The following is an 11,860-nucleotide window of genomic DNA, read 5'->3' on the forward strand; positions in this document are numbered from 1 at the left end:
CCTCCACGAGCTTGAGAAGAAACACAGGAGCGTTCTGAAAATGGCGGGCAGCGATCTTCTTACGACGGCACTGAGCGGGAGCAATATCGCTTACGTGGCCGATCTGTACGCACGGTGGGCCGAAGACCCGAAGAGCGTGGACCCGTCCTTCGCCGATCTGTTCGGCTCAATGGACGATGAAACGGCTTCCATCCTTCAGGACGCCTCCGGGGCTTCCTGGGCGCCACGCAAATCCATCATCACGGGTGACGAACCCGCTCCGGCTCCTGCGGGCGGCAAGGGCGCAGGTCTGGCCGCGACGGACAGCCTCGCCATCGCGCAGCTGATCCGGGCGTTCCGTGAATTCGGACATCTGGAAGCGCAGACCGATCCGCTGGGTCTGAAAGTTCCGGCTCCGGCCGTCGAGCTTGACCCTGCGACTTACGGTTTCGGCGCAAAGGATCTCGATCGTCCGGTCTATATCGGCAAGCTGCTGTCTCCGATCCTGCCGGGCCGCGAGACAGCCAGCGTCAAGGAAGTCGTGGCGGCCCTGCGTCAGGTCTATTGCGGCGCGATCGGCGCGGAATACATGTATGCGCGCTCCGAAGAGCAGCGCGAGTGGTTCCGTTCCCGTCTGGAAGGCGATAACTGGCCCAGCAGCGTCACGGTCGAGGAACAGAAATCGATCCTCAAGAACCTGACGGAAGCCGAAGGTTTCGAGTCCTTCTGCCAGAAGCGTTATGTCGGCGCGAAGCGCTTCGGTCTTGAAGGTGGTGAAGTCTCCATCCCGGCGCTGCACGCCATGATCGATCAGGTCGCGCAGCAGGGCGTGAAGTCGGTCGCCATCGGTATGGCGCATCGCGGTCGTCTGAACACGCTGGTGAACGTCGTCCGCAAGCCCTATGTCGCGATCTTCAACGAGTTCGGCGGCGGCTCCTTCAAGCCTGACAACGTGGCTGGTTCCGGCGACGTGAAATACCATCTCGGCTCCTCCACGGATGTCGAGATCGGCGGTCACGCGGTTCACATCTCGCTCCAGCCGAACCCGTCGCATCTTGAGGCGGTTGACCCGGTCGTCTGTGGCAAGGTCCGCGCCGCACAGGATGATGATGGCGATACCGAGACCCGTCTGTCGCACATGGCGATCCAGATTCACGGTGACGCGGCTTTCGCCGGTCAGGGCGTGGTCTATGAGACGCTGTCCATGTCTCAGCTCGCCGGTTATCGCACGGGCGGTTCAATCCATATCATCGTCAACAACCAGATCGGCTTCACGACCAATCCGGTGAATGGCCATTCCGGCATCTATGGTTCCGACATGGCCAAGGCCATCGAAGCGCCGGTGCTGCACATCAACGGCGACAATGCCGAGGCCGTGGTTTACGCCTCCCGTCTGGCGGCGGATTATCGCCAGAAATTCGCCAGCGACATCATTCTCGATATCGTCTGCTATCGCCGCAACGGCCATAACGAGACGGACGAGCCTGCCTTCACGCAGCCCGTGATGTACAAGGCCATCTCCGCTCACGAGACGCCGCACACCGTCTACGCCAATCATCTGGTGAAAGCGGGCGTGCTGACAGAAGACGAAGTGAAGGCCCAGTGGGATGCGTTCCACGCCAGGCTGGATGAAGACTTCAAGTCAGCGCAGTCCTACAAGGTCAACAAGGCGGACTGGCTGGAAAGCAACTGGGCCGGTCTGCAGGCTCCCCCGAAAGCGGGGGAAGTGGTGAAGGTCGAAACCGGTATTGCAAAAGACGTGCTGACCGAAATCGGCGCCGCCATCACCAGGGTGCCTGAGGGATTCAACCTCAACAGCAAGATCGCCCGCCAGCTCAAGGCGAAGACCAAGGCGATCGAGACGGGTGAAGGCATCGACTGGGCGACTGGTGAAGCGCTTGGCTTCGGCTCCCTGCTGCTGGAAAAGCACCGCGTCCGTCTGTCGGGTGAGGATGTGCAGCGCGGCACGTTCAGCCAGCGTCATGCCGTGGTCTTCGATCAGACCAACCAGCAGCCTTACACGATGCTGAACCACATCAAGGAAGGGCAGTCCCAGATCGATATCTGGAACTCGCATCTGTCCGAGTTCGCCGTGCTGGGCTTCGAGTATGGCTACACCATGCACAACCCGAACAACCTCGTGTTGTGGGAAGCGCAGTTCGGTGACTTCGCCAACGGTGCGCAGGTCATCATCGACCAGTTCATCGCTTCCGGCGAGACGAAGTGGCTGCGTATGTCCGGCCTCGTGCTGCTGCTGCCGCATGGCTACGAAGGGCAGGGACCGGAGCACTCCTCCGCCCGTCTGGAACGCTATCTCCAGCTCTGCGCCGAAGACAACATGTTCGTCTGCAACATCACGTCGCCGGCCAACTACTTCCACGCGCTGCGTCGTCAGCTGAAGCTGCCTTACCGCAAGCCGCTGGTGCTGATGGAGCCGAAGTCCCTGCTGCGTCACAAGCTCGCCGTGTCCACACTGGCCGAGTTCGAGACAGGCACCAGCTTCCGTCCGGTGATCGGCGAGATCGATCCGCTGGCAGACAACGCTGTCGAACGCGTCGTCCTGTGCTCGGGCAAGGTTTACTACGACCTGCTGGAAGCACGGCGCGACCAGAAGCAGGAGAAGGTGGCGATCATCCGTCTGGAGCAGCTCTATCCGTTCCCGGAAGCAGAGCTGGCGGCGGAACTGGAGCGCTACCCGAATGCGAAAGAGATCGTCTGGTGTCAGGAGGAAACCCGCAACGCTGGCGGCTGGCACTTCGTCGATCGTCTGATCGAGGGCGCGCTGGGTGTGGCCGGTCACAAGGTCGGTCGTCCGGTTTACGCGGGTCGCGCTGCTGCTGCGAGCCCGGCGACCGGTCTGGCGAAGATCCATGCCGCCGAGCAGGCGGCGCTGGTCAAGAGCGCGCTGGGACTGGCCTGACTGTCTGAAAACATCGGGTCGCCATCATGGTGACCCGGTTCCGGTTGTACGCTTTCCATCGCCTGTCTCGCAGACGTGATGATCAGGTGCCGGGAGCGTGAGTTTCGAAGACCTCCGGTTGGGGGCATAACTGAAGGATCGGTGTTGACGGTGTGGAACCGCAACATGCCGATTCGAAAAGGAAAGTGGGAAGCGAGATGTCAGTCGAGATCAAGGTGCCGACGCTGGGCGAGAGTGTCACGACGGCGACTGTTGCGAAATGGCTGAAGAAAGCCGGAGAGCAGGTAGCGGCTGATGAACCCGTTGCCGAGCTGGAGACTGACAAGGTGACGGTGGAGGTTCCTGCCCCACAGGCCGGTGTTCTGGGTCAGCCTGCCGTCAAGGAAGGCGACGAGGTCGAGGTCGGTGCGCTTCTGACCACACTGGAGCCGGGCGGTTCCGCCAAACCGGCGCCAGCCAAGACGGAAGCTCCGAAAGCGGAAGCGCCAAAGGCTGCCGCTGCGAAAGCAGCCCCTGCTCCGGCAAAAAAATCCGCCCCTGTGGAGCAGGCTGATGCTGCAACAGCATTCCCGGCCGCACGCAAGATCATGACCGAGCAGGGCGTGTCCGCGCAGCAGATCGGTTCCGGTTCCGGTAAGGATGGCCGTATCACAAAAGGCGATGTGCAGGCCTTCCTGTCGCAGCCTCCGGTGACGGCGCAGGCTCCGGCCAAGCCGCCACGCAAGGACGATCCGCGTGAAGAGCGCGTGAAGATGACACGCCTGCGTCGCACCATCGCCCGTCGTCTGAAGGACGCGCAGAACACGGCGGCGATGCTGACCACGTTCAACGAGATCGACATGACCGCCGCGAAGGAAATGCGCGTCGAGTTCCAGGATCTCTTCGTGAAGAAATACGGTGTGAAGCTTGGCTTCATGTCGATCTTCTCAAAGGCCGCGATTGCCGCTCTCAACGAATTCCCGGCGATCAATGCCGAGATTGATGGCGATGACGTCATCTACCGTCACTTCATCAATCTCGGCATTGCGGTGGGCGGTCCGAACGGACTGGTCGTGCCGGTGATCAGGGACGCGGAAACGCTGTCTCACGCCGAGATCGAGAAGAAGATCGCAGGCTTTGGCAAGGCGGCCCGCGAAGGCACGCTGAAGATCGACGATCTGTCCGGCGGCACGTTCTCCATCACGAACGGCGGCATCTACGGCTCCATGCTGTCCACGCCGATCCTGAATGCGCCGCAGTCCGGTATTCTGGGTATGCACAACATCGTTGACCGTCCGGTGGCGGTGAACGGCAAGGTCGAGATCCGTCCGATCATGTATGTGGCGCTCTCCTACGACCACCGTATCGTTGACGGCAAGGAGGCTGTGAGCTTCCTCGTTGCTCTCAAGAAGTATGTTGAAGATCCTCGCAGTCTGCTGCTCGGACTCTGAGACGTTTCACAGGCTCTTTCGTCTTGTGATGGAAGGGCCTGTATATTTCCGGAAGCTGTCTGATGAAGCTTTCGTGCCTCTGAACGGAGAGGCGGACACAGACGATGGACGTGAGGCGGCTTTATGCGCCACGATCAGCGTCGATCGACATTCAATCGGGACGGGAAAAAATGGCAATCGAAATCAAGGTTCCGGCGTTGGGCGAGAGTGTGACGTCTGCCACGGTCGGCAAATGGCTCAAGCAGCCGGGTGATGCGGTCGCTGTCGATGAGCCGGTTGTCGAGCTTGAAACCGACAAGGTGAGTGTTGAGGTCCCCGCTCCGGCTGCTGGCGTGCTGGAAACCCACGCCGTCAAGGAAGGCGATGAAGTGGAAGTCGGCGCGGTGCTGGCCATTCTGGCCGAGGGCGCAAAAGCTGCCGCGAAGCCTGCCGCTGCTTCCAAACCAGCCGAAACGCCGAAGAAGGAAGCCGCTCCGGCTGCGGAAAAGAAGCCTGCTCCAGCAGCGACGGAAGCCCCTGCCGAGACGGATTATGATCTGGTCGTGATTGGCGCCGGTCCGGGCGGCTATATCTGCGCCATTCGTGCAGCCCAGCTTGGTTTCAAGGTGGCCTGCGTCGAAAAGCGCGCCACGCTCGGCGGCACCTGCCTGAATGTCGGCTGTATCCCGTCCAAGGCGCTGCTGCAGTCGTCTGAAAACTATCACGCTGCGGAACATGATTTCGCAACGCACGGCATCGATATTGCAGGTATCAAGCTCAATCTGGCGCAGATGCAGAAGCGCAAGGCCGGTATTGTCGAGGCCAATGTCAAAGGCGTTGAGTATCTCTTCAAGAAGAACGGCATCACCTGGCTCAAGGGCACAGGCAAGGTCGAAGGCACGGGTCGTCTGACGGTTGACGGCAAGCCCGTCACCGCAAAGCACATTGTTATTGCGGCAGGCAGTGACAGCGCGGGCCTGAAGGGTGTGGACGTCGATGAGAAGGTGATCGTCACCTCCACCGGCGCTCTCGAACTCTCCGCCGTGCCGAAAAAGATGGTGGTCATCGGGGGTGGCGTGATCGGCCTTGAGCTGGGCAGCGTCTGGCATCGTCTGGGTGCGGATGTGACGGTTATCGAGTTCCTCGATCGTCTGGTTCCGGGCACGGACAATGAAATCGAAGCGGCTTTCCGCAAGATCCTGATCAAGCAGGGCCTGACGATGAAGCTCGGTCACAAGGTGACCAAGGCCGAGAAAACCGGAAAAGGCGTGACCCTGACGGTCGAGCCTTCACAGGGTGGCGCTGCTGAAACCCTTGACGCTGATGTCGTGCTGCTGGCCATCGGTCGTACGGCGGCGAGCAAAAACATGGGTCTTGAAGAGGCCGGTATTGCTCTCGACAACCGTGGTCGTATCGAAGTCGATGAGCATTTCGCCACGAACGTGCCGGGTGTTTACGCCATCGGTGACGTGATCCGTGGCCCGATGCTGGCGCACAAGGCTGAGGAAGAGGGTGTTGCCGTTGCTGAAATCCTTGCCGGTCAGGCGGGGCATGTGAATTACGACGCCATTCCGGGTGTGGTCTATACATGGCCGGAAGTGGCGACAGTCGGCTTCACGGAAGAGCAGCTCAAGGAAAAGGGCGTCGAATACAAGGTCGGCAAGTTCCCGTTCATGGCCAATGGCCGTGCCCGCGCCATCGGCATGACCGACGGGTTTGTGAAGGTGATTGCCGACGCAAAGACGGACCGTGTTCTTGGCACGCACATCATCGGTCCGGGTGCTGGCGAACTGATTGCGGAATGCACGATGGCGATCGAGTTTGGCGCTTCGTCCGAGGATATCGGACGTGTCTGTCACGCTCACCCGACGCTGAGCGAAGCGGTGAAGGAGGCGGCGCTGGGCGTCACTGGTCATTCGCTGAATATCTGACAACGGGCTTAAGTCTGACTAAGGAAACGCCGCTGGGAAATCAGCGGCGTTTTTTTGTTGGGGTCATGGCCGATATTGGCGGACAGGACAGGACTCTATGGTTTTTGTGCAGAATGTGCTGCGGAGAAGCGGTGGATAAATACAAGGTTCCGGGTATTGCCTGATGTTTCGGAGCGCCCGTCTGGGCACGCTGTACTCATCAAGACCCGGAGCAACCAGAAACTGGGAAAAGCGTTCTGTCTGATGCGATGAAGCGAATGTCTTGTTGGGGTTTGCTGGGTTTTATCGCGTGTGACGCTTCTTGTTGCGGCTATACCCGCAGAGTCCGGACTGCTTCAGGAAAGTTATGCCGAGATAAGGTGTGTAGTGTAAAAATCTTCGGTAATTTTAATTTTTACTTAAAATTAAATGGTATGACAAATACATCATGTATCTGTTTTTTAACTGATATCATTCTGTTAAAGATAGGTAGCACAGTAGAGGTGTGAAACAGGGTTTGTTATTTCTTCTGGTGGCGTGTAGTTCATCCTGTGATAAAACACCACAGCATAAGCAGTCCCGCGAGACGACTGACGGGAGGCATTGAGGAGAGAGCACCGAATGAAGGTTTGGAGAACAACGCTGGCTTTGACGCTTGTGACTTCCGTTGCGTGTTCTTCGCCTGCTTTCTGCCAGTCTCCGGCTGTTCCCGGCACCCCGGCGGACACTGTTGCGCCGCCTGAGCCGCTGCCTGATAGTGATGCAGCACCGCCGGTCGTCATCCCGCCTCTCCCTTCGCTGGATGACAGTGAAGCCCGTATTGAAGCGAAAAAACTGTCGATAGCCCTGCACAAGGAAGTGCCCGGTCTGCTGCCTTTGAGCGAGGCCCAGAAACTGCACTGGGTCAAGCTGGCTCAGGAGACAATCGCCCGTTCGGATTTCCGTATTACGCGGGCACAGGTGATTGTGGTTGTCGATCGCAATGTGAAAGTCCAGAAACTGGCTCTTGTTCTGGCGCTTCCCGATACATCGGACTGGCAGGTTCTGGGTAGTGTAAGAGTATCGACCGGTAATACTGGCCGCAAATACTATTACATCACGCCCACAGGCGTCTTCCCGAATACCGCTGATCGTCTGGGTTACAGGGCCGAAGGCACGAAAAACGAGAATGGTATTCGCGGCATCGGCGCGAAAGGGATGCGGGTCTGGGATTTCGGCTGGCACAACGCTGTCAAAGGCTGGCTGGCGTCTGGGGAAACAGGCGATATCCGTCTTGAGATGCACGCGACCGATCCCGATTTTCTGGAAAGTCGCCTTGGTCATCCTGCTTCCGAAGGCTGCGTGCGTATTCCCGCAGCCTTCAACGTATTCATGGACCGTCACGGTCTGCTCGATGTCGAGTATGAACAGGCCGCCAGTTACGACGACCGTTTCAAGGCGCTTCTGAGGAAGGACCGGGTGCCATCACCCATCGCGGGTGAGGCATTGGTGGTCGTGGATTCCGGTGCGAAGCCTACGGCTCCGGTGCCTTTAACGACCGCGCAGAAGTCGTGAAATTCTTGGGACTGAAGGTTTTGTTGCGGGTGGAGTGAGGGGCTGTTTACGCTTCATTTCCGAGGTTCGTCCGCAGCAGCGGATTGCCTGAAAGCCCACTCTCAACCACGATAGCGCAGGGCGTCCAGAAGGAGGCTGAATGCTGGCGAAGGTTGCCGGCGGCTAGGATAATACAGGTAGTAGCCGTCGAAGGGCTCGCACCATTCGTCCAGCACCCGCACCAAGGTTCCGGCGGCCAGATGGTCCTTTACATGGTCTTCAACCATGAAGGCGATACCGTGACCAGCAAGAGCTGCGGCCACAATGAGGTCGGCAGTGTTGAACACGAGCTGCCCTTCCGCCTTGACCTTGAGTTCCTTGCCGTCACGCTCAAATTCCCAGCCATAAAGACCGCCCGAGGTCGGCAGGCGCAGGTTGATGCAATTATGCTCGGCAAGATCATAGGGGGTCTGAGGCGTCCCGCGTCTGGCGAAGTATGAGGGCGCGCTGAATGCGGCCATGCGCAGCTTTGGACTGATCGGCACGGCGACCATGTCCTGTTCCAATCGCTCGCCGAGCCGGATGCCGGCGTCATATCTTTCAGCCACGATATCGACGAGCCCGCTCTCGACGTTCACCTCGACGTTGATGTCGGGGTTCTCGGCCGCGAGACGGTCGATCGCCGGCCACAGTACTGCGTGGGCCGCATGAGCGCTTGTCGTGATACGGACGGTGCCGGCTGGTCGTTCGCGGAGCCGGGTTAAAGCGGCAAGTCCCTGGTCGATGTCGTCGAGCGCTGGCCGAAGCGTCTCGATCAGCCGTTCGCCGGCTTCCGTGGGCGCGACGCTGCGCGTCGTGCGCGTGAGCAGGCGAAGCCCCAGCCTAGCTTCCAGCCGCCGCATCGAATGGCTGAGTGCGGACTGGGAGAGGCCAAGCTTCGCCGCGGCCCTGGTGAAGCTATGCTCCTCGGCAACCACCAGGAACATGGCCAGGCTTCCCAATTCTTCACGACGCATATCGAGCCGCCCATATCACCAGTTTCATGACATGGAGTCATAGACCCAAGCGATTTATCCTGTCTAATCTGCAGAACAGCCTCAGCTTACACTGCCGCCATACCGACACCGGAGCGGGCGTCGATTGACGAACAGCAGGATCAAAAGACATGCAGAAGCGCATATTGGGCCGGGATGGTCTGGAGGTATCGGCACTTGGCTTCGGCTGCATGGGCCTGAGCTACGGCTACGGGCCTGCAACTGATCGCAAGGATGCCGTTGAACTGATCCGCGCGGCCTTCGAGCGCGGTGTCACCTTTTTCGATTCCGCTGAGGCCTACGGGCCGGGGATCAATGAGGAAGTCGTCAGCGAGGCGCTCGAGCCGGTGCGTGATGAGGTCGTGATCGCAACCAAGTTCGGTTTCGTGAACGGCGTGCCGGCAGAGGGGCTCGACAGCCGGCCCGAACGCATCCGGCAGGTCGCCGACGAGGCGCTGAAGCGCCTGCGCACCGACCGGATTGACCTCTTCTACCAGCATCGTGTCGATCCGAACGTGCCGATCGAGGACGTGGCCGGAACCGTGAAGGAGTTGATAGAGGCCGGCAAGGTGAAGCATTTCGGCCTGTCCGAGGCGGGACCCGACGCAATCCGGCGGGCCCATAAGGTTCAGTCGGTCACGGCGCTTCAGAGCGAATATTCGATGTTCTGGCGCGAACCCGAAGCGCAAATCCTTCCGCTTCTGGAAGAGCTGGGCATCGGCTTCGTACCGTTCGCGCCACTGGGTAAGGGATTTCTGACCGGCAGGCTCGATCCGAAGACGGTGTTCGCCAAAGACGATTTCCGCAGTACCGTTCCTCGTTTTCAGGCCGAGGCGCTTGCGGCGAACCAGGCACTGGTCGATCTTGTGATGGCCATCGCGTCGGAGAAGTCATGCACTCCGGCCCAGATTGCGCTCGCCTGGTTGCTTGCGCAGAGGCCGTGGATCGTGCCGATCCCTGGTACCACCAAGTTGTCTCGCCTCGAGGAGAATCTGGGCGGTGTCGATGTGGTGCTGACGAGCGACGACCTTGCGCGCATCGCACAGGCGCTCGACGGTATCGAGGTCCACGGCGCACGCTACCCCGCCTCTTACCAGAACTTCATCAATCGCTGAGCCCCTTTTCGGGGAAGGAACGATTATGACGACCGACATTCCCGCTATGACGCTGAACAACGGCGTCGAGATGCCGTCTCTCGGCTTCGGTGTGTTCCAGGTGCCCGACCCTGCCGAGTGCGAGCGCAGCGTGCGCGACGCGATCGATGTCGGTTACCGGCTCCTCGATACCGCAACCTCATACGGAAACGAGGAAGCGGTCGGCAACGCGATCCGCAATCATGGCATTGACCGCAGCGCCCTGTTCGTCACCACCAAGCTCTGGATCGAGGACGCGAGCTACGAAGGCGCCAAGGCTGCCTTTGAACGCTCGCTCAACAAGCTGCAACTCGACTATCTCGACCTCTGGCTGATCCATCAGCCTTATGGCGACGTCTATGGCGCATGGCGCGCGATGGAGGAACTGCACCGCGCCGGTCGCATCCGCGCGATCGGCGTCAGCAACTTCTACCCGGACCGGCTTGTAGACTTCGTGCTCCACAACGATATCGCGCCAGCGGTCAACCAGATCGAGATCCACCCCTTCCATCAGCAGGACGATGCGAAGGCGATTCTCGATGAGTACAAGGTCCAGGCGGAAGCGTGGGGGCCGTTCGCGGAAGGCAGGAACGGGCTGTTCTCGAACGACGTGCTTCAGTCGATCGGTCGGAAGCATGGTAAGAGCATCGCTCAGGTGGTGCTGCGTTGGCTGAACCAGCGCGGCATCGTCGCCATCCCTAAGTCAGTGCGCAAGCGGCGCATGGCCGAGAACTTCGCCATTTTCGACTTCGAACTGGATCAGAATGATCTCGCCCTGATCGCCACGCTCGACCAGAAGGCCAGCAGCTTCTTCGATCACCGCGACCCCGCGAAGGTGAAGTGGCTCGGCACCCGGAAACTCTGAGCTTGGTAAGAGCCGTGAGCAACATGCTTCGTCCGACCATCCGCAAGCTTCGACAGCATCGAAAAGGGTGGACGGAACGGACGAAGCGATTGTGGGACAGGTGAGCCGGCGCTGCTTTTTCGGCGTCTATTTCTCCCGCGAGTTTTTAGCTCAATCAGTAGGCTCACTAAGGAACCATGCGCTCGCCTGGATGCCCGGTTTCTAATTTTTTATCCTAGAGTGGACCTTCCGGTCACCTCCCATAGCTGCCACCAACAGGCCACGTGCCGACAAGTTCGCCCGCACCTGTCCGGTCGGTTCCATCATCTGGCTTCCGTTACGCTGCTCGCGTGCCGCCGCAGCAGATAGATATCCATGATCCAGCCGTGGCGGGCGCGGGCTTCGGCGCGGGCAGCGATTATGCGCGGCCCGATCTGCGCGAGAGGGCCGGATAACAGAATCTGCTCGGGCATACCGACATAGGCGCCCCAGTAGATGCTGATGGCATCGGCGGGGATATGCTGGAACGAGCAGTCGCCGTCCAGCATGACCACGACGGTATCCGTTCCCGGCGGCCAGCCATGATCGCGCAACTGGCGTCCGGTGGTGACCAGAAATGGAGCGCCGATGTCGTTGAGCGGGATGGCGTGGGCGGCCGCCAGCATGTTCAGCGACATGATGCCGGGAATGCTGCGGATCGTCATGGGAGCCGGGTTTAGCTGAGCAGCAATCCGCAGGGTGCTGTCATACAGGGCAGGGTCGCCCCAGACGAGGAGCGCGACCGTGCCGCCCTGGGGCAGGTTGGCATGGATCGCTTCGTTCCATGCATGGGCGATTGCTCGGTGCCAGTGTGCGACACCTCTGTGGTAGTCGGGGTCGGTGACGTCGCGACGCGGCATGTCGAATTCGACGATGCGGACGGTTGGATTGGTCAGCACCTGTGCGCAGATGGTCCGGCGCAATTCGGCAAGATCGGCCTTTTCGTCACCCTTGCGCGGTATGAGGATCAGGTCGGCGGCATTGAGTTCACGAACGGCCTGAAGGGTCAGGTGTTCGGGATTTCCCGTGCCGATGCCGACAAGGACCAGATCGATCATG

General features: G+C 60.0%; 8 protein-coding genes. 6 read left to right on the forward strand and 2 right to left on the reverse strand.

Going from position 1 to position 11,860, the window contains the following annotated elements:
- Positions 1-40 precede the first annotated feature (40 nt).
- From GVI59_RS10660 to GVI59_RS10675, 4 genes are all read left to right on the forward strand, one after another.
- Complete coding sequence (locus GVI59_RS10660; protein ID WP_173574263.1) at positions 41-2,899, forward strand: 2-oxoglutarate dehydrogenase E1 component; 2,859 nt, start codon at positions 41-43, stop codon at positions 2,897-2,899.
- Positions 2,900-3,096: 197 nt separating this feature from the next.
- A complete protein-coding gene (gene odhB, locus GVI59_RS10665) occupies positions 3,097-4,329 on the forward strand; it encodes a 2-oxoglutarate dehydrogenase complex dihydrolipoyllysine-residue succinyltransferase (RefSeq protein WP_173574264.1) in 1,233 nt (410 codons plus the stop codon).
- A gap of 170 nt (positions 4,330-4,499) precedes the next feature.
- Positions 4,500-6,239, forward strand: a complete 1,740-nt coding sequence (gene lpdA, locus GVI59_RS10670) for a dihydrolipoyl dehydrogenase (protein ID WP_173574265.1) — start codon at positions 4,500-4,502, stop codon at positions 6,237-6,239.
- Between the two features lie 600 nt (positions 6,240-6,839).
- Positions 6,840-7,772, forward strand: a complete 933-nt coding sequence (locus GVI59_RS10675) for a L,D-transpeptidase (protein ID WP_173574266.1) — start codon at positions 6,840-6,842, stop codon at positions 7,770-7,772.
- 101 nt (positions 7,773-7,873) lie between these two features.
- Here GVI59_RS10675 and GVI59_RS10680 read toward each other — a convergent pair whose 3' ends face one another.
- Complete coding sequence (locus GVI59_RS10680; RefSeq protein ID WP_173574267.1) at positions 7,874-8,767, reverse strand: LysR family transcriptional regulator; 894 nt, start codon at positions 8,765-8,767, stop codon at positions 7,874-7,876.
- A 149-nt stretch (positions 8,768-8,916) separates the two neighbouring features.
- Here GVI59_RS10680 and GVI59_RS10685 point away from each other — a divergent pair, with 149 nt between their 5' ends.
- The gene (locus GVI59_RS10685; protein WP_173574268.1) at positions 8,917-9,900 is read left to right on the forward strand and encodes an aldo/keto reductase; all 984 of its coding nucleotides are present in this window, start codon (positions 8,917-8,919) and stop codon (positions 9,898-9,900) included.
- A 25-nt stretch (positions 9,901-9,925) separates the two neighbouring features.
- Positions 9,926-10,783, forward strand: coding sequence for an aldo/keto reductase (locus tag GVI59_RS10690; protein WP_173574269.1), 858 nt, complete (start codon positions 9,926-9,928; stop codon positions 10,781-10,783).
- Between the two features lie 302 nt (positions 10,784-11,085).
- Here the strand turns inward: GVI59_RS10690 and cobF are convergent, their stop codons facing one another.
- The gene (cobF, locus tag GVI59_RS10695) at positions 11,086-11,859 is read right to left on the reverse strand and encodes a precorrin-6A synthase (deacetylating) (protein WP_173574270.1); all 774 of its coding nucleotides are present in this window, start codon (positions 11,857-11,859) and stop codon (positions 11,086-11,088) included.
- Position 11,860: the final 1 nt, after the last annotated feature.

It is taken from the genome of Acetobacter sicerae (genome assembly GCF_011516765.1).
GTDB lineage: Bacteria > Pseudomonadota > Alphaproteobacteria > Acetobacterales > Acetobacteraceae > Acetobacter > Acetobacter sicerae.